We start from the raw sequence: 18,749 nt of genomic DNA, 5'->3' as shown, positions 1-18,749 counted from the left end.
ATGAATTCCTTATTTATTTCCACTTCAATTCTTGCGATTTTTCCACTACTAATAGCAGTGAAATAAATTAATTTTCCACTTCCTTACGTTACATTTCTGTCATCATATTTGTCTAAAATTTGCCGATGCGCTGTTAGATTTCTTTATATTGGAAATATATCTTCTTTAAAATAACCCTTTTTGAAAATAAATTTACATAGCGTTTACAAAAAATCAACTTTGTTAAGTATGTGTAGCTATCACAGTTTTAATGGCTGGGAAAGTTCACATATTATTTTATATTTAGACGGTATTGACGAAAATAAAGTTATGGTTGAAGAAATGAAAAATGCGATGGTTATTGCTCTTACACATGTGAATTCATTTTCGGATTCTAGAAGTTTCACTTGATTAATAGCCGCGCTGAATTTAATTATTTATCGGATTTTTTCAAAGTGAGGGATTTAATAGATAACATTAGGCTTATGTAGAATAATAAAAAATCCGATTACGTTTCTTTCAACGTAATCGGATTTTTTAAGTGTGAATAAACAAATATCACAACGCAAAGGTCATAACTATTTGACAAGTGTTTTAAACGCTGAGACAGAGCGTATTTTAGCCATTGTGCCCAACCGAGGTCAAGTGGCGATTGAATCAGTTTTAAAGAAAGTAACATGCAAAATTCAAAATGAGAAATTTTTTAGAATAAGTGGTTAAGAATTTTATTGTACGTAGCTTGGTACGAATTTAATGTAATAGCACCAATATCCTTCTAGAAACGTCTCTTCAAAAAGTCACAAAGCGAGATTATCAAAATTTCATAAATGACTTAATTGACCAAGGGATTGAAAATACTATGCTAATTTTAGCTCTATCTACAGGGCTACGATACGGAGAGTTAATTGGTTTATGTAGTAATGACTTAGACTTTAAAAACAATCGGATTAAAGTATATCGTCAGTGGCAGTATAAAGAAGGCGGTGGTTTTGACAAATTGAACTGAGTGGATCATCCTGTCATATTAACCTCACTTTATAAACATTGATATATCAACGGGTCTGACCCATTTAAGTGGTAATAATATTTTTTCACTACATACTAAATTTAATTATGTTATGTCATACACAAATGAAGCTCTACGATGCTTATGGTGACATACTCTCCCATTTCTTATCATCCTCCACAATTAACTGAACTTGCATGTTTCTACTATTTCCCACTTTTAATGGACCTTTAAGCATACTTTAATTAACTTTCATTTCTTATAACTTTGTATAAAAAAACGGTTATTGGGGAAATTAAAGAAGAGATATAGATAGCGGGTTCTTGTGTATTTTGTAAGCATAAAGAGCTTTGTATCTAAAAATGAAGGAGATGTTATATGATGGGAACAGTATATAGAATCGCCTTAGTTCTGGTGATTATTGGTGCAATAAACTGGGGACTAATTGGATTTTTCAGATTTGATTTAGTGGCTTATTTATTTGGCGGGCAAACGGCAGCGTTGTCGAGAGTGATTTATGCTCTTGTTGGACTTGCCGGCTTGATATCTATACCGATTCTTATGAAACCATTAAATGACGATGAGGATGTTGCTTCCAATTCACATACACGTGTAAACAACAAACCGAGTTATAACATGGAAGCTGGTAAAGAAGCAGATTTCTCAGATGTATCAAAACAAAAAAATAAAGATCTTAAAAATAAGAAATAATTTACCATACGGCTATTTACGTAAAAAAGGCCAGGCTCATGAATAAAAGTGAGTACCTGGTTTTTTTATGCGTGTTCCTTTGTATTTACAAGAATACATTGAAATTACTAAATCGTTCTCGATATAAACACTTTGTTGATGACCTCTATACTTCCTCACCACTTGCTTGTGCAAGCTTTGTTAAATAATACTGTTCCTCCCTCCACATATGATCAGCCATCGAAGCTGGAAATGTACCTAATACTTCAGCACTTAGTTCCATTTCCTCTAACTCTCGTAAAAAAGTTTTAAATAATTTTATTTCGATCTCTACATCTTTATTAAAACGTGATAATGCTGGAAATGAATTTATATTGGAACGTAAGTAACCTGTTAGTTCTACTGCCTTTAAATAAAATTGGGCAAAATGTTGGGCAAAAGTATTGCTCTATATTTCCAGACAATTGGTGTCTTAGAATATGAAATTTAAATTGTTTGAATTGCTTAACGACCTCATCCACAGTTAGAGAGAAAGTGACTGCTTCATTGGATGCATTAATTGAATTTGCAAAGGCTAGTAGCTGGGAAAATTGATGAATGTATGAATTGGCCGTTTTAATATTCTCATTCTCCGATGGATACAGAGAATCATGAATAAATTGACCATGATCTTTCAATATTTCTAGCCAAAACTTATGTTCAAATACTGCCTGCTGTACATAATTTAACAACCATTCTCATCACCTTTAATCCTTTACGTCTAATCATTCTATTCTTCTTAACATCTAATAAAGGTTGCTAATTATATCCAAAAGTTAAGGCGTAATTGCTTTCGGTAGATTAGTTGGTATTAAAGCAAAAGAAAGGGTATTTATTAGATACAAAAAAGACCCACTAGGCTAAATTAGCTTTGCTGGTCATCAATCTTTACACTTTTACGAAAATTGTCTTTTTTAAAATCCTTTTACTGCTCTACTGTTCATTTCTCGAGTCCTTAGGGCTCTGAACCATTGCAAGCAAAGTATGAAGATTATTAAAGCATCAATTACATCTCCGCCATAGTACATGATCATACTTCTAAGTTCTGCTTGTTCTAGAGGCACCCCTTCCGGCGGATGAGCATAAATATACTTGGTTAATATTCGCCCCTGTTAGTAAGAAAATTCATTCAATTATCCTCTAATGAAAAACTAATTACAATTTAAAAAATCCAGTTAAAGAATGTATAAACTCCAACTGATGCAAGAATAATTACTAATATTATTATTAAAAGACAACCAAACATAATTAACCTAACATCTGGTTCTTCTACTAATACTTCTTTTTCTTTTTCTTTTTCTTTTTCTTTTTCTTTTTCTTTATATTGAATAGATACAAGTACTGGGTCTAATTCCAGTCCTTTTAAAAGTTCAATATCACCTTTATACTTTAAAGCTCTTGCTATATTATTGATGTCATTTCCCATAGAGTTTTCAAATTTAAGACACGCACGTACCATTTTTGGAGTCTTATTCTTTTCTAAATACCAGTATCGACCAGCCATTGCAGGATATTTTAACTCGAAATAAATGTCTCCCAACTTTTTACGGAGTTCTAATTCATTAGGAAAGGTTGATATTAACCCGTGTAATCTATCCCTTGCTTTCCCCAAATTATCATTTTTAATATCCTCTTCTATTCGCTTTAAAGTCTTTGAAATTTTCTTTTCAATAAAAAACACCCTCTTTTATCCTAATTCCTTACTCTAATTATTTTTGGCTGTTTTCGTATAGATTGTTGCTTATACTTTTTTTTGTTGTTGATTTTCATTATCCTTGGCATAACCTTTTAAAAGAGGGCATAAAACGATCAAGCCCACAATTAAAAAGGCATTCAATGTTGAATTTTCAAAAATGAACATACAAACAAATGCTACCAAAAAATAAATGGACAGTATTATGTAAGCTTTTTTATATGTCATATATCCTCAATTCTTTTTACTAAGCTGCTTCGTTGAAGAAACGCCTCCGTTCTAATTTCTTTCCCTAGAACACTTGACCTATCAAATCTTAACAATGTATTGCCTTAATTTATATATGTAATTTTTCCCACATTTAATTAAACTGCACCGATGGAATGCTGCCCGTTAGCACAAGAAACAACCGCTCTAAATGGGCAATCGCTCTCCGTTAGTTAAAGTATGATTCTTCACAAATTCTTGGTTATTCGTAATATGTAGTGGATTGCCTTATTTGTTAATTTTCTCAAAGTATTCAATAATTTTTCTAAAGTTATAGAAATGCTAAATAAATCTTTTTAGGTATTTCATCAAATGATAAGGTGTAAAAAGTATTTGCTAATGTTCCTTTATTTTGTTACTCTTTGTATCATTAAAACATACAACCTTGAAGGGACTGAACTATGCGCAGTGGGCAATATTTTTTATCTAACTGATTAAAAATATTGGAGGTACAAGTATTGATAAAAGAACTAAACACCCAAAGATTGCATTTAAGAAGAATGGAAGTTTCAGACTCACATAGCTTGTTTAAAATTTGGTCTGATCCAGATGTAACTAAATTCATGAACATCTCTAGCTTTACACATGAGGCTCAAGCAAAAGAAATGATTGAACTTCTTGAGGATTTGGCTCAGGCTAGTGAAGCTATTCGGTTCAGCATGATTGAGCGAAAATCCAACGAAATAATAGGTACGTGTGGATTCAATTCTATAGACTTTGAAAACGCTAAGGCAGAAATTGGTTATGATATCGCTAAAGCCTATTGGGGCATGGGGTATGCTCCAGAAGGTATAAGTGCATTACTTAATTATGCTTTCGAAACTTTGAAACTAAATAGAATAGAAGCAAAGGTAGAACCTGCGAATGTGAATTCTATCAAGGTTTTACAAAAACTTAATTTCACATTTGAAGGAACGCTTAGACAGTACGAAAAATCTAGAGGAAACTTTATTGACATCAATATGTATTCGTTATTAAAAACAGATTGATTTAGAATTCCCAGGCCTATATCTTTATTGAGATTTAGGCCTTTATTTTTATGTGACCATATTGCTTTAGGATTTGTCACAATTGAAGTTACAATATGTCATGTTATTATTCTTTAACCTCTAATGTTTCTTACTGAACCTTTTCCTTCAGATATTCAATCAATATAGTAATGGAAAATAAAATTCCACTTTGGTATATCTGTTTAAAGTAACCTTCTTCTTCTCGTTTAAGTGTAATTCTTCACAAACCATTAGCGGGTTTCATATTATAAGGGGTCCCGTCAGAAAAATGCGGATTTACAACGGTAAGGAATGGGCTGCGTATGCAATATTTTATGCAGCACGTGTGCCAGTGCAGTTTTTTTGAACATCGTTGAAAACTTAGTTATCTCTAGGTTCAAACGATTGTGCATAAAAAGCTGTATATGAATATAATAAAGAAAAACACTTAAAACATTGATATGACAACGTTTTAAGTGTTTTGTTATGGACCCAAACTTGCGTTTGGGAACGTTATTTAGATTAGTTTTGCATACATTATAAATCTTTAATGAACTAAGATATTCTGAAGAATCATTATATAATTTGTTAGTTATTTTGATATTATATCTACCTTTTCTAATCCACGTTGAGGGGGATTAGAATCTAATTGGAGTCCATTCCAATATACAATTACGTGGGCTCCTACTTCTAATTCTTCATACTTACCAATTTCAAAACTATAATATGCTCCGCCCTTTTCCTGAGCAAGCTTTATTAATTCGTCCAGCTTCTTATTAGAAATATCTTCATCAAGAATATTTGGTACAACCAATATTTGATTTCTCCCATCTGGATGCTCCTTTATATCTACAATAATGCCTTCTTGTTGTTCCAAATTTGTTTCTTCTTGTCCACAACCAACTACTAGGAAACTCAATGCAATAAATAAAGCGAGTAATTTTTTCAATAATCTTCCCTCCCTATTGAATTAGTCTTTATGTAATAGTTTGTTTACGACTTATGTTAAACAAATTTAGTAAATAAATAAAGTTACCAAAGCGTCCTTTGGTAACATTTCATTGAGATTCTATCTATATGTTACCGCCATTCAGAACAAGTGGATCGAACAGTCTTCTTTAAAATTATTTTTCGCAGCGTCTCAGCGTGTTATTTTCTATAAAAAACAGCGACAAACACTGATTTAACAGTGTTTGTCGCTGTTTGAAATGTTACCAAGCTTTCATTTGGGAACGTTTATTAGGTTTATTTTGTATACTTTTTTAATCCTTGTTTCACTCAAGCTCTCGTTAAATCCCAAAGCAATGACTTGTATAGCTTCTTTGCTGAGCTATTTTCAGATAGAGCTGTTTGCTTCTCCGGAACGTAAAACGAACATGTTTTATAGAGCATGAAGCGTCGGGATTTCTCCCAACGCTTTTTTATAAGTTTTATTTTTTCTACTGTATTAAACTATCTAAATCCGGCTGCAATTTGTTCCGTAAAACATACAGCATGATAGCACCCACAAGGAATGATAAGGCATCTGCAATGACAAGCGACCAGATTACTCCGTGGAATCCGTACATATGATTGGCGATAAACAACATAGGAATTAGTGTAATTCCTTGAATAATTGACATAATAAACGCAGCAGTTCCTTGTGCAGTTGCTTGAAATATACCCGTAAACAACGTGGTCATTCCGGTAATAAACAAGGATAAGAACGTTACATGCAGTATGTAACTTCCCATCTCAATTAAATGTGGGTCATTCGTAAATAAACCAATTAAGTTATCAGATATCAGAAAAACGATAACACCGAATAGGAAGGCTAACGCCACAATTGTTTTAATTGTAAATCCGATTGTATGCTTCATGCGCATTTTATTCGCTGTAAAAGAAAAAGCGATAAGCGGCACTACTCCCTCACATAAGCCCATCAGGATAAACTCAGGAAATTGCAATAAACGTGATGAGATCCCGTAAGCTGCTACTGCCTGATCCCCATATTCTATAAGAAAGTGGTTTAAGATGAGCGACATTGCACCCAAAAAGATACTCATAATAAAGATGGGAACACCGATTTTAACTACATTACTCAGAATCTCTTTAGTAGCCTTGAACCATTTTGCTGATACGGTTAAGAATTGGCTTTTATATCTTATATGAAAAGCGTAAAATGCACTGGCAACAACGTTCGAAATTACCGTAGCGGTCGCAACCCCAGTTACGCTCCAATGGAAGACGAAAATGAATAGTGCATCTAGAATAATATTCACGACAACGCTGATAATCATACCAATCATAGACGTGATTGCTGCACCTTCTGAGCGCACGATATTCTCCAGTGTGAAGAACAATATGACGAATGGTGAGCCCATGATCATAATTGTGACATAGTCCTTTGTAAATTCGAAGGAGTCAGACGTTGCCCCAAGGCCATAAACGATTTGATCAATCAATGGGAGGCCTACAGCTATCGCGATAAGACCGAGAACTAAGCTGCTGTAAAAGGCAAATGAAGACACATGCTTTACATCATCATATTTTTTCTCTCCCAGCAAACGTGAGATGAATGTACCACTCCCCATGCCAATCAAATTTCCTAGCGCCATAATGATCGCGAATAACGGCAAGGTTAATGCGAGTGCAGTTAACATGGCAGTATTATGTAGCATACCAAGGAAATAGGCATTCAAGATGGAATATATGACACTCATTGATGTGCCTAGCATCATCGGTACAGCAAAGTGAGCTACAGCCTTTGCGACCGGTGCTTTTTCAAAGTAATAGAGGTTTTCTGCATCCATGTGGATCACTTCTTTCTTTTAAACATTTATCTAACGATGTTAGTTTGAATCTTACAGTGTTAGATGTTATCATGAACTTATGAATCTGTAAAGCATAAACTTACAGTGTTAGATGAAATGGAGGATACCAATGAAAAAACAGCAGCCTCAGATTTCGGAGGATAAAATTTTTGAAGCCTCATGGGAGCTTCTTGGAGAGGAGGGTATCGAGAAACTCAGTATGAGACGATTGGCAGACAGGCTCGGAATTCAGGCGCCCTCTTTGTATTGGTACTTCAAGAGCAAACAAAATCTCTACCAGCGTCTCGCCAACCAGGTATCTAAAATAATTTTGGAGGAATTCCACTCTGAAGGGGATTGGAAGGAACAGTTGACTGAGCTTGCCCTAACGGTAAGAAGTGTGCTCAGCCGCTATCCTTGCTCTACGCAGATTATGATGATGACACTGCCCCACGAACCAGATATCATCCGATTCACCAACCGGATGCTGCTATGTGTGGAATCAACACCGCTTGAGCAAGAGCAGAAAATACAAGTGGTTACTACACTTGTTAACTATGTCTACTACTTCGTTCTAGACGATTATCAACATCAACGCAATGTCTCCGCTATCCTTAAGGACAATGAAACGCCTCCGGGAGAAGAAATGATTCGCCTTCTAGACTCTATGAATGAGACGGATGTGGGACTGTTCCGGAGGATGTTCACGAACGGACTGTTTGAGCTGATGGGTACTGACAGAGCATTTGAATTTGGTTTAAAGTTGATTTTGCTCGGAGTCGAGCAGGTGATTAAGGAACAGGTGGAGTAAATGTAAAAAAAACGCCCATCCAGTTATCGGATGGGCTGATACGCTAGCTATGTATTATTACCAGTTAGAAGGTCTTCTACAATCTACAGAAGTCCTAACTAAGTGCTTCGTTAGTTGAAGCAAACAAAGCGGGATTTGGGGACATTTCATAAAAGGATGTTATTCAACACTATGGCCCGATCGTAATATGAGGTTAGCCAGATTTTTCTGGTTGACCTTTTTCTTTTAGGTCTTATTATAACGGTAGTCGGGGTAGAACGTCTGGCCCGTGGGACTTGATCCCGTCCGCAAAACTGTTCACCCCCTACTTGTATAAACATGTTTCGAGCTGGTTGGGACAAGGATCCCGTTTAACAAGCGAACCTATGACATTACAAGCAGCTTTAGGGGTTACCGACGAATTTAGTTTTCTTAAGGAGGAGATTTGATTATGAATCCAGTCGTAGGTCTGGATGTTTCAAAAGGAGAAAGTCAGGTTCAAGCCTTTTTAGATAAAGGCAAACCATATCGTAAGAGCTTTAGTATTAAACATACTCTTGATGGTTTGGATGGTTTATTAGGATTTCTAAGGGATATAGAGAAAGTGGCTGATGGTAAGCAACCTTCGGTTATTTTAGAATCTACAGGTCAATATCATATGCCTATCATTCAATTTTTGGAGGAGCAACAATACGTCTATATTATTGTAAACCCACTTATCTCTCATCGTGCTAGAAGTACAAATTTACGCAAAGTAAAGACCGATGCCATTGATGCCTATCATCTATGTGAACTATATTACAAGGAAGAGTTAGAACCATATAAAAAAAGAGGCATACAACTCTTAAATCTTCGTAATCTCACTAGACAACAAGAAACCGTATCAAGTACGGCTGCACAAACAAAGTTACAGCTACAATCAATATTAGATCAGGTATTTCCTGAATATAGAGGTGTCTTTGGGAATCTCTACTCAAAAATCTCGTTACAGATTCTATCAATCTTCCCAACCTCCAAAGAGGTTTTAAGTGTTAACGAATTAGATCTTACTAATAAAATTGCGGAATTATGTACAACCCGTTCAGAAAAATGGGCAAAAGAAAAAGCAATTAAATTGAGAGAAGCTGCATTACGTAATCCATTTCAAAACAACTTATACCAAAGCCATATCTTTAACCTAAGAATGTTTATTAACATTGTTCTTCAATATCAAGAGCATCTATCAAAGTTAGCAGCAGAAATAGATGCCCTCGCTAAAGAAATTGAAGAATATGAAATAATCCAGTCTATCCCTGGAGTTGGAGAAAAGATTGCGGCAACAATCATCTCCGAAATAGGAGAGATAGAGCGGTTTAATCATCCTAAAAAGCTAGTAGCATTCGCTGGGATAGATCCTAGCGTTTACTCTTCTGGTAGGTTTACTGCTTCAATAAATCGCATAACCAAAAGAGGTTCTAGCAGGTTAAGACAAGCGTTGTTTATGGCTGTACAATGCGGTATAAGAGATGCACGTAAGCAAAAAACAAGTGATGAAATAATCCCTAGAAATAAGAAATTAAGAGAGTTCTACGATAAAAAACGCGAAGAAGGAAAACCTTTTAGAGTAGCAATAATTGCTTGTGCTAATAAGCTTTTACATTGGATTTATGCCCTACTTAAAAGGAAGATGACCTTCCAAAATACAGATTAAAAAGAAATAACTAATTACATTAAATAAAACCTTCCAATTTTATAGGAAGGCTTATTTGGTATACCCTTTTTTAGTATATCATGTAGGTTTTAATTTTTTTATTGAAAAATCTTGACAACTATTAGCTGGTTTTGTTGAATAAGAAAATACACCCAAAGCGTCGTGATTTTTCTTTGCTTAACGTTGTAGATCCGCATAAATCTGACGGGACCCCCTATAAAAAAGTTCAACCAGAAAGTTCTGGCTGAACTTTTTTATACGAAAGCCCTTATCTTCTAATAATCATACTCCCACCAATCCACCGCAGCTTTCCGCTCCGCTCCTTCACTAACAAACTCAATAATATAACGCGAATTTTTGAATTCGCTCGATTTTAAAATTTCTTCTAAGTAACCTAGTAGTTCTTCCAGCACTTCGCGATAATCAAAAAGGTATTGATGTATGTGTTCGCCTAGTTGCCACATTAATATCGTCTCATTATGTAATATTGCACTCAGCTTCCAACACCACTTCTCTAATCCCTCACGCGTTAGTTCTTGATATCCTAGCACACCATCCCAAAAAGTTGTTTCAAAGCCAACTAAATCAGTCCATACATACGTTGTTGCATTCAGTAAATAAAATGTTTTTGTCTTCTTCAGGTGCAAACAGTTCTGAGCCACTTCATACATCTGTGCTCCTTCTCCTAGCATTTCAAGAACTTTTCCATTATCAACACAATAGATATTCATCTTTCCCCCCTCCCTTCTAAGAACGACGTTTGAATAAACGATACTTTGTTAGTCTCCAGTAATGGATCTTCTAAAAGAAAATGACATACAGCTGTCAATTCTACCAACCCTTTATCGAAATCTTCTAGAGTTAGTAGTGCCTTGTAATCACGGATAATCATTTTAAAGTAAGAACGATTTTGCATACATTTTTCTAAATGACTCACTAGCTGCGCTATCTCTGGTCTTGATAAATCTATTACCACTCTTTGCTTTGTCTCTTTCATTGATTGTATTATTGCCAACACAATACTCGCATTCATCGTTAAGCTACACACATAATTCGCATCATTCATGCGACTATTAGCGATAGTTCGTTGATAATGCTTCTGAACTTGATAAAAATACATTCCATCTCCTCCTTTTCCGCTATAAACTACTCAATTTTTAATAATAATCAAGAAAACAAACAACCTTTATATAAAAAACGAAATCGAAGAAATCTTTTGATCAGAAATAAACTACTTAAATCGTTTTTTCTCTCTATTAAACACCTTTTTTGATAACAATAAGATTCTCATTAAAATTTATAGTATCTGCCGTTGTTTTTTCATACCCCATAGAATCTAATGTATTCGAAATCATTCATTGATTATATATTTTTTAGGATGGTTTAAATATTTCGGTAAAGGGAGATTCAAATGCAACAAAAATTAAACTTAAATGTTACTGTTCAAATTCCTGAGGGGTATGTCATTGTCGACAAATTCGAGTTAGAGGAATTACAGAAAAACCAATTAGACGGTGTTTATTGGTCAATGCAAGATTTACAGGGCCACGTAAATAGGAAACAAGATTGGATCAAAGAGAATATTCTCTATATCCCTAAATTCAAAAAAGAGCTGGATGCATCGTTAGGAGGGTTCGTCTTTTATCCCTATAAAAAAGGACAGCCATGGAGTTTCCATGCAAAGAGAATGATGAAATTTCTAGATGAAAACTTTAGTGCCATTCATGATTCCAAACAAAAATAATAAATTTTATAGAGTTAACGAGAGCAATTATTTCGAGAATTGGGGGCTAGTTTTTAACTCACTGAAGTAGTGGGAATACTGTAGCTATAACTGAAAATTATAATAGACACTTGATGTGTCGAAACGGAGGAACAAACAATGGCAAGTATCACAAAACGCGGAAACACTTGGCAATATACTGTAAGCTATATGGAAGATGGAAAATATAAACCGATTCGTAAGGGGGGATTTCGCACTAAAAAAGAGGCGTCTGTAGCAGCAGCACTAGTTGAAGCAAATATAGCTCAAGGGATTATTGGTATCAAAAAGGATATAGCCTTCGCTCAGTACTTTTTAGAATGGTATCAGACTTATAAGAATGATGTTGGTACTATTACATTAAAATCGTATCAAGCAACGTACAATAAATTGCTTAGTCATTTTAAAGATGCGCCTCTTCAAAAAGTCACAAAGCGAGATTATCAAAACTTCCTAAATGCCTTAGGAGAAACAAGCGCAAAGGATACTAACCGAAAGCTAAATGGTTACATTCGTACCTGTTTGAAGGAAGCTATAGATGAAGGACTATTAAGAAATGATTTTACTCGAAATGTCACTGTCACAGGTTCATCCGGTAAAAAGAGTTCTGAAAAGTTCCTTGATTATACAAGCAGCCAATTGCTACTACAAGATTTACACAATAATATTGACCAAGGGATTGAAAATATTATGCTAATTTTAGCTCTATCTACAGGGCTACGATACGGAGAGTTAATCGGCTTATGTATTAACGACTTAGACTTTAAAAACAATCGCATAAAGGTACATCGTCAATGGAAGTATAAAGAAGGCGGTGGTTTTGGTCCCTTAAAAACCGAAAAGTCGGAGCGGACTATTAGTATTGATAAACTAACAATGAAGGCTTTAAAGAAGCATCTAATTACCGTGAAAAATGATCCAGCGAATGTGTATAACTTAGTTTTCTTTGAACCATCTTCGGATATATCCGTTGTCACAAACGATAGACTAAATGATACCCTTCGTTCTATTCTAAAACGCTTAAGTATTAAACCGCTCATTACTGCCCATGGACTACGACACACGCACTCGAGTATCTTACTATACAAAGGTATTTCGATTTTATATGTATCAGAACGTCTAGGACACTCTAACATCGACATTACAACATCTACGTATGCACACGTCTTAAAAGAATTGCGAGAGCGTGACTCTGAACAGACTAGTAACATCTTTGAACAACTTCTTGTTGTGTAGATACATCGTTTTCAAACTTATAAAGAAGCAAAACCGCTTTAATCCTACTAAAGGCTTAAAGCGGTTTTTTTCTCGAATTTTCTATACAATCTACAAGAGGCTAGTTTCCCAAGATTTTTAGTGAAATCCTCTCGAGTACAGTTATTCCTTTAAGAATAATAATTGGATGGATTATCGTACGATTTTGAATCTTTTTTATTTAATTTGCTTATCTAAGTAACACTCCTGTTCTATATGTAGCTTTTGAAAAAAGTTTGAATATATATAGGCTGTTTTCTTAAAATTTGGTACTATACATAATCTTATTGAACATCAAAAGAGTTAATAAAACTCCGGCTTATTGTATTTTTCTTTTATAAATTCAGCAACTTTATATAATTCAGGATGTAATGTAGCTTTAGAAATACCACAAATAGACAATTGATCAATAATTTCACGTTTTGATTGTCTATCTATTATTATTTTATAAGATTTCTCACTATCTCTATCGGCATTTTCTTCAACTTCAAATTCTTCATTACCTAGCCCAAAAATCATAAAAGCTCCACTTTGTCTAATAATTCGCGCATTATTTTTTCGTGGTATGAAAAAATAATTATTTAATAAGTCACATGGATTAATAATGTTTTCAAAAGCAGGTTTTTCTTTTTTTATTTCGTGCAGAAGTCTTTTAATTAAATGGTGCTCATTAAAATCTTGAATTATTGCTATTTCACTTTTCACATTCTCCTCAAGCTTATTCTTAGCCTCCTCAGCTAATTGCTTCATTATTTTTTTTTCTTCAATTTTGAATCTTGGTAAAGAAGATAAAATTGAGATTACATCGCTATCAAACTGCTTAATTTCACTACCATTTGTTCTAATAACAAATACGGCACCATCTTCATCTTTATTATTCTCACAAGCAAAATATAATGCTACTAACGCATTTACGGTAACGTCAAGTAACCTTGTGTATACACCATAATGTTGCATCTTCGATAAAATCTCATTATGTAATTTAACTTCTTCAAATTCATGGGAACATTCTGTCATAATATCGGAATAGATTTTATTCTCATTCTTTAAATTATTATTTCTTAATATCGAAGGCGTTAATTTATAATCAGTTTTACTTTGCCCTCGATAGAAAATATTCTCTCTAATCTTTACATCTAAACTTGGTAGTTGCTTGAAAAACTCTTCTATATTTGTAACCTTATCCTTTACCATTTCCATTTAGTCAGTCCCCTTTAAATGTAAATACAAATTTTAAAAACTAGAAATTTCATTATAATTCTAGGTCAATCATTAAAGATAATGTTCTAATTCTTCTGCAGGATATGCAGTTGTCCAATGGTATGACTGTAATTCATTTAAGGTCATCAACCTTAGAGCCTTATCGGGAGTAGTAACACTGACCTAGACGTCTACGCCCCCAAAACGTAATCTGCTTAACAGATACCGCAAAGCAAAAGCACCTTAAAAAGGCTATTTTCATCATCTCATACAATACACAGACAGTGGGCTACACGTACATTGTATTTATGGGCATCGCACATTGCTCCTACTTCAATACATAAATCTACACTCGAATTTGCTGTTTCAGTTGAAACACTAGTAAAATTTTGTTCATCTTCTGAATGGATTATTGCTACGCCGCCCCTAGCCTTTTAGAAATTTAATCAGTGGCTCTAAGATACATTTCCTGTTCTATCATTCTTCCATTTCCCATATAGTGCTTTTTGCTAGATAATGTATTGTTTCCACATTTTTAATTTAGATCTAGCGACAGTTAAATTATACCAATATGATTGGAATGTGTAACTAACATATTATTGATCATCCTTATTAAAATGACCTACTGTTAGTAAAAAAACTACTTCACTATAGCCCTTTTGGAAACAGAACTATAAAAATGGATATATATTCCGAAATGCAAATTGAAATTTTGTGAAGAAATGTACTCAAACAAACAGTGCAGCTTAGTGTCAGAAGGGTTATGTGACTTTGTAGTAAAGTTATAAATGGGGGATTGTATATGAAAATAAATACATATATAATTTAATTGGCAGTTAGTCCTTAAAAAAACAAGAACTTGATGCCCATGAGAAACATGGTTGGGTAACAATTCAAGGCGCAACTCCTATAATTGGAACAAAATAGCTAAAAAACCATCACTCTCAATATATTATTATTGAAAGTAATGGTTTTTTTTCTATTATTCAGTATAACACCATTTAGTAAGTGCTTGTTTAGTGTTTGCTGTAAATCCTGTACGTACTACTCCTATACGAGCAACACCCCATGAACCAACACCTAAATCATAACTGAAAGTAACTTGTCCAGTAAATTTTGTACTTGTAACACTTTTAGTAGAACTAAGTTTTTTAGTTACTACTTGTGGTAACCATTTACGAATAACTATTCCATTCATACTATCAGCACTAACAAATTTAGTTTTTGTGCTATTTACAGTAACTTTACCTGTTAATTCATATTTAATAAGGTCAATTCCTGCTGCGTTTAAAGCTGTTACAACTGTAACCTGTCCTTTATAAGTCGTTGCGAAAGGAGTCATAAATGGATTTCGCAAACCATTTTCGTTAGTATAATCTACTTCAATGGATTCTACTGTTAAGTTTTCAGGGTTGCTTAATTCTTCACTTAGTCGATCAGGATTAGTAAGAATGTCATTAAGATTGATTAATTCTTTTTCTGGTAACGCTTCAATTTTTTCAAGGTTTACAATAGCTTCTTTACTTCCATCTGCTTTTAATTCGTCAACTACTCTTTCTAGTCCTGGGTAAGCATCGTAATTTTCATCATTCGTAGCTGCCAATGTTGTTGCATCTGTTACTAAAAATAACGCTATTGCTGTTAACAATGTTAAAAATATTTTCTTCATAGTGAACTCTCCTCTTAATATAGTATCTTTTTGATTTATGAAGGAACGCCATACTAAATTACTTGATAGTCCATAAAATGAATATATATGTAATTTCGAGTATAAATTTTTCTCCAAATAAAAATCATACCATGTAAATATTAAGATTTACATGGTATAAAGTGGGTCGTCTGGATTGGTATAGTAAAATAACGTTATAACTAGAAATATACTTCAAAACGCGAACAAAAAACGAGTTATTTAACAAATATGACTGTTAGATAACTCGTTTTATATTTGCTAGTCTTTTATTTCTTCATACTCAATAATTCCAGGAGTATCAATAGGTTTATCCGATGAATTTCCCATAAATACAGCAATTGCTACAAATATAGAAAGTAATATTATACTTACTAAAACAGATAATATTATCCATATTCTCTTGTTACTTTTTTTTTGTTTTATTGGAAAACTTTTTTCAATAGGAGCTGAACTATATAAGTTTTGAAACTCAGCTTTAATTTCCTTAGCTAATTCATTAGGTGGAAGAAAGTCTTTTAATGCCTGGTCTACCGATTTACCGTCATTTACTGACTGCAATAAATGATCTTTCACTTCCATAATATGATTATCTCTATCTTTTTTCGGTAATATATTTATTTCAATTTCAAGTTGCTTTATGTATTCATTTATCTTCTGATTATCCACTTTTAATTCATCTCCTTAATTTCTTCTAAATATTTAAATATCGCTTCTAATTCATTTAATCTACTTTCTATTAATGATTTTCCCAAATCAGTAATCCTATAATATTTTCTAATTCTCCCCTCGTATTCTTCTGAAAATACATCAACATAATCATTGACCGTCAAACGTTTTAATATAGGATAAATCGAACCATCAGAAATAGAAAAACAATTACTCTCTTTCAATTCTTTAGTCAATTCATAGCCATACATCGTTTTTTTCTGAAGCATCATTAAAATGGCAATTTCAAATAAACCTTTAAGATATTGAGTATTATTATTGTAATTTTTGTTATCCATATCGCATATCATATCTTATTCAAGCATATAATTCAATGATATATATGAATGATTGATACATATAAAAGAAATAATGAATGATTTTCTAAAAATATCACAATATTATTTTTGTTTTTAGAACTCTAGATATAAATACAAAGTAATAAATACACACCTGTTAAATATCTAGTTTCTACCAATAAAATATAACAAAAAAGAGAGCTCCTCTAGTAAAATAGTAGTCACGACAACAAACTTTTTTACGAAATGAGGAATCTCTCTTGGCTAGGAATAGCACGATTTTCAACCTACTTCAAAACTTTCTTTCAGAAGAAGAACTTCAAAGCATTTTAGCGGAATTTGATTTTACAGCTACCGCACGTAAATGCACAGTTTCGACTATCATTTCCTACTTAGTCGACGCTGCATCACATGAATGGAAAAGCATGCGTCATGCGGCAGATGTCGCACCTAGCGTAGGTTTCGTTTCGGTGGATTACTCTTCCTTATCCAAACGATTGACAGCGTTAGATTACCAAATTATGAAACGTATTTTAGCTGTAATCATTGGTAAATGTAATCGCTCCGCTAAACGTACACTATCCATAAAAAAAGAGCTGATGGCAGTAGATTCAACGACAATTACTGTTGGGAAAAGGCGTTTGCCTTGGGCTTTGTATCACGGTGAACGTGCAGGTATCAAGCTTCATATCAGTTTCACAAATGAAACAGCGATCCCCCTCCAAGTCCTTGAAACAACAGGTTTAAAGTATGATGTCCCATACTGACGTAAGCAATTTTTAATTGTTTCTTTTTTACGATTCGATAAAATATCAATTGGCTCGCGCGTCTCCGCATTCGCAATGATTAGTTGATACGTACCTGCATCTGTATCGCCTTTATACTCATCAATCGCAATCACTTTTGGTAAACGTACACCTTCTACTAATTGTTTATTCGCGACCTTTTTAAAACGGCGAATGACAGTTGTAGGTGATGTACCTAGTACTTCCGCAGCTTCTTTAAACGTTTTTACTTTAACAGAACGAACATTTACTACTTGATTCCATTCCTTTGAGTAGCGTTGATATTTATCCACGAAAGGGGATTTTTCAGAGAAGCGCTTGCCACATTTACAAACTATCGTCGGCGGTTATAAAACAAAACAGTTAAACGTTCGAACCATTTTAAATGCTTAATCTTTTGCATGCGGTAATCATGTACTCTCATTGTTTCTTGTTTACAAACAGGACATTGATACGCGCATTTCGGCATTTGTACATATAACGCGATTCGATTGCCCACTTCTTCTACTTTCGTAACCTCTACATCTTTCAATCCAGGAATATTCATGTTAAAATTCATGCGCACAGTTCACCTTTCTATTACTTGTTTCTCGACAATTCAAGTATATATAAATCGGTGAATCTGTGCTTTTTTTTGCATGCAATTGTGTGAAAACCCCAACAAATATTATAGAACCAAAAAATTAGGGAGAGTTCAATTCAAAACAGACAAATAGCAACTTCAAACCACTTTTGCTTGTGTAGAAAATGTGTAGAAACTCTTCATTTTCTATCCTTTTCTAACGTATTCTCAAAAACAGGAAAAGCGCCTCAAATCCTTGATATTAAAGGATTTGAAGCGCTTTTCCGTTGGTTCAAACTTATTCTATTTGAACCTTGATACGTCCCAGGAGGGATTCGAACCCCCGACCGACGCCTTAGAAGGGCGTTGCTCTATCCAGCTGAGCTACTGAGACATGGTTACTTCCTTAACATTTCTCTTAGGAAGACAATATTTATTATATACGCTACAAAACATAAAGTCAATATAAATTTTTCTATCAAGGGAAGGTTTACCTAGATGTTATTATATCCACTTTCATGTACGATAATTTCTATTTTACGATCCTTTTTTGTATT

General features: G+C 33.9%; 20 protein-coding genes, 1 tRNA gene and 1 pseudogene. 9 read left to right on the top strand and 13 right to left on the bottom strand.

Annotated elements, in window-relative coordinates:
- Positions 1 to 522: 522 nt before the first annotated feature.
- The 3 genes from AEA09_RS19790 to AEA09_RS03760 all read left to right on the top strand — a co-directional run bounded on the left by AEA09_RS19790 (position 523) and on the right by AEA09_RS03760 (position 1,696).
- On the top strand, positions 523 to 699 hold the full coding sequence (locus AEA09_RS19790) for a hypothetical protein (RefSeq protein WP_156312031.1): 177 nt from the start codon (positions 523 to 525) through the stop codon (positions 697 to 699).
- A 139-nt stretch (positions 700 to 838) separates the two neighbouring features.
- Positions 839 to 985: a site-specific integrase gene (locus tag AEA09_RS20580; RefSeq protein ID WP_082332552.1), complete on the top strand. Its 147-nt coding sequence runs from the start codon at positions 839 to 841 to the stop codon at positions 983 to 985.
- A gap of 381 nt (positions 986 to 1,366) precedes the next feature.
- Complete coding sequence (locus tag AEA09_RS03760; RefSeq protein WP_053582574.1) at positions 1,367 to 1,696, top strand: DUF378 domain-containing protein; 330 nt, start codon at positions 1,367 to 1,369, stop codon at positions 1,694 to 1,696.
- 145 nt (positions 1,697 to 1,841) lie between these two features.
- Here the strand turns inward: AEA09_RS03760 and AEA09_RS03755 are convergent.
- Positions 1,842 to 2,406: pseudogene (locus AEA09_RS03755) on the bottom strand (DUF2935 domain-containing protein).
- A gap of 470 nt (positions 2,407 to 2,876) precedes the next feature.
- On the bottom strand, positions 2,877 to 3,386 hold the full coding sequence (locus tag AEA09_RS03750) for a DUF6584 family protein (protein ID WP_053584588.1): 510 nt from the start codon (positions 3,384 to 3,386) through the stop codon (positions 2,877 to 2,879).
- Between the two features lie 746 nt (positions 3,387 to 4,132).
- Here AEA09_RS03750 and AEA09_RS03740 point away from each other — a divergent pair.
- Positions 4,133 to 4,663, top strand: coding sequence for a GNAT family N-acetyltransferase (locus AEA09_RS03740; protein ID WP_053582572.1), 531 nt, complete (start codon positions 4,133 to 4,135; stop codon positions 4,661 to 4,663).
- Between the two features lie 592 nt (positions 4,664 to 5,255).
- Here the strand turns inward: AEA09_RS03740 and AEA09_RS03735 are convergent.
- Both AEA09_RS03735 and AEA09_RS03730 read right to left on the bottom strand, forming a co-directional pair.
- On the bottom strand, positions 5,256 to 5,612 hold the full coding sequence (locus AEA09_RS03735) for a DUF3221 domain-containing protein (protein ID WP_053582571.1): 357 nt from the start codon (positions 5,610 to 5,612) through the stop codon (positions 5,256 to 5,258).
- A 490-nt stretch (positions 5,613 to 6,102) separates the two neighbouring features.
- Complete coding sequence (locus AEA09_RS03730) at positions 6,103 to 7,455, bottom strand: MATE family efflux transporter (protein ID WP_053582570.1); 1,353 nt, start codon at positions 7,453 to 7,455, stop codon at positions 6,103 to 6,105.
- 130 nt (positions 7,456 to 7,585) lie between these two features.
- Here AEA09_RS03730 and AEA09_RS03725 point away from each other — a divergent pair, with 130 nt between their 5' ends.
- On the top strand, positions 7,586 to 8,266 hold the full coding sequence (locus tag AEA09_RS03725) for a TetR/AcrR family transcriptional regulator C-terminal domain-containing protein (RefSeq protein WP_053582569.1): 681 nt from the start codon (positions 7,586 to 7,588) through the stop codon (positions 8,264 to 8,266).
- A gap of 430 nt (positions 8,267 to 8,696) precedes the next feature.
- Positions 8,697 to 9,935 carry an IS110 family RNA-guided transposase gene (locus AEA09_RS03720; protein ID WP_053582568.1) on the top strand — a complete coding sequence of 413 codons (1,239 nt, stop codon included), beginning with the start codon at positions 8,697 to 8,699 and terminating at the stop codon, positions 9,933 to 9,935.
- Positions 9,936 to 10,210: 275 nt separating this feature from the next.
- Here the strand turns inward: AEA09_RS03720 and AEA09_RS03715 are convergent, their stop codons facing one another.
- The gene (locus AEA09_RS03715) at positions 10,211 to 10,666 is read right to left on the bottom strand and encodes a hypothetical protein (protein ID WP_053582567.1); all 456 of its coding nucleotides are present in this window, start codon (positions 10,664 to 10,666) and stop codon (positions 10,211 to 10,213) included.
- A complete protein-coding gene (locus AEA09_RS03710; protein ID WP_053582566.1) occupies positions 10,663 to 11,055 on the bottom strand; it encodes a hypothetical protein in 393 nt (130 codons plus the stop codon). Before AEA09_RS03710 ends, AEA09_RS03715 begins: the two co-directional genes overlap by 4 nt.
- 291 nt (positions 11,056 to 11,346) lie before the next feature.
- Here AEA09_RS03710 and AEA09_RS03705 point away from each other — a divergent pair, with 291 nt between their 5' ends.
- Positions 11,347 to 11,679, top strand: a complete 333-nt coding sequence (locus AEA09_RS03705) for a DUF771 domain-containing protein (RefSeq protein WP_053582565.1) — start codon at positions 11,347 to 11,349, stop codon at positions 11,677 to 11,679.
- A 138-nt stretch (positions 11,680 to 11,817) separates the two neighbouring features.
- On the top strand, positions 11,818 to 12,933 hold the full coding sequence (locus tag AEA09_RS03700) for a site-specific integrase (protein WP_053582564.1): 1,116 nt from the start codon (positions 11,818 to 11,820) through the stop codon (positions 12,931 to 12,933).
- 321 nt (positions 12,934 to 13,254) lie between these two features.
- On the opposite strand, the gene AEA09_RS03695 is transcribed toward AEA09_RS03700, so the two are convergent.
- The 4 genes from AEA09_RS03695 to AEA09_RS03680 form a co-directional block, all read right to left on the bottom strand.
- Positions 13,255 to 14,151, bottom strand: a complete 897-nt coding sequence (locus AEA09_RS03695; protein WP_053582563.1) for an FRG domain-containing protein — start codon at positions 14,149 to 14,151, stop codon at positions 13,255 to 13,257.
- Between the two features lie 982 nt (positions 14,152 to 15,133).
- Positions 15,134 to 15,820, bottom strand: coding sequence for a hypothetical protein (locus AEA09_RS03690; protein WP_053582562.1), 687 nt, complete (start codon positions 15,818 to 15,820; stop codon positions 15,134 to 15,136).
- Between the two features lie 279 nt (positions 15,821 to 16,099).
- Positions 16,100 to 16,507 (bottom strand): DUF1700 domain-containing protein, encoded by a 408-nt coding sequence (locus AEA09_RS03685; protein ID WP_053582561.1) that lies wholly within the window; start codon positions 16,505 to 16,507, stop codon positions 16,100 to 16,102.
- Positions 16,508 to 16,509: 2 nt separating this feature from the next.
- Complete coding sequence (locus AEA09_RS03680; RefSeq protein ID WP_053582560.1) at positions 16,510 to 16,845, bottom strand: PadR family transcriptional regulator; 336 nt, start codon at positions 16,843 to 16,845, stop codon at positions 16,510 to 16,512.
- Positions 16,846 to 17,105: 260 nt separating this feature from the next.
- Between AEA09_RS03680 and AEA09_RS19785 the strand changes: the two genes are divergently transcribed.
- Positions 17,106 to 17,612, top strand: a complete 507-nt coding sequence (locus tag AEA09_RS19785) for a hypothetical protein (RefSeq protein ID WP_156312029.1) — start codon at positions 17,106 to 17,108, stop codon at positions 17,610 to 17,612.
- Here the strand turns inward: AEA09_RS19785 and AEA09_RS19430 are convergent.
- From AEA09_RS19430 to AEA09_RS03670, 3 genes are all read right to left on the bottom strand, one after another.
- Complete coding sequence (locus AEA09_RS19430; RefSeq protein ID WP_156312027.1) at positions 17,531 to 17,968, bottom strand: helix-turn-helix domain-containing protein; 438 nt, start codon at positions 17,966 to 17,968, stop codon at positions 17,531 to 17,533. The two genes, AEA09_RS19785 and AEA09_RS19430, sit on opposite strands and share 82 nt — an antisense overlap.
- Complete coding sequence (locus AEA09_RS19425; RefSeq protein ID WP_082332549.1) at positions 17,965 to 18,189, bottom strand: transposase family protein; 225 nt, start codon at positions 18,187 to 18,189, stop codon at positions 17,965 to 17,967. The genes AEA09_RS19430 and AEA09_RS19425 overlap by 4 nt, the downstream gene beginning before the upstream one ends.
- A 323-nt stretch (positions 18,190 to 18,512) precedes the next feature.
- Positions 18,513 to 18,586 (bottom strand) — tRNA-Arg (locus tag AEA09_RS03670).
- Positions 18,587 to 18,749: the final 163 nt, after the last annotated feature.

The organism is Lysinibacillus contaminans (assembly GCF_001278945.1).
Lineage (GTDB): Bacteria > Bacillota > Bacilli > Bacillales_A > Planococcaceae > Lysinibacillus > Lysinibacillus contaminans.
The sequence above is the reverse complement of the archived record's forward strand: the minus strand, read 5'-3'. Positions and strand labels throughout refer to the sequence as shown.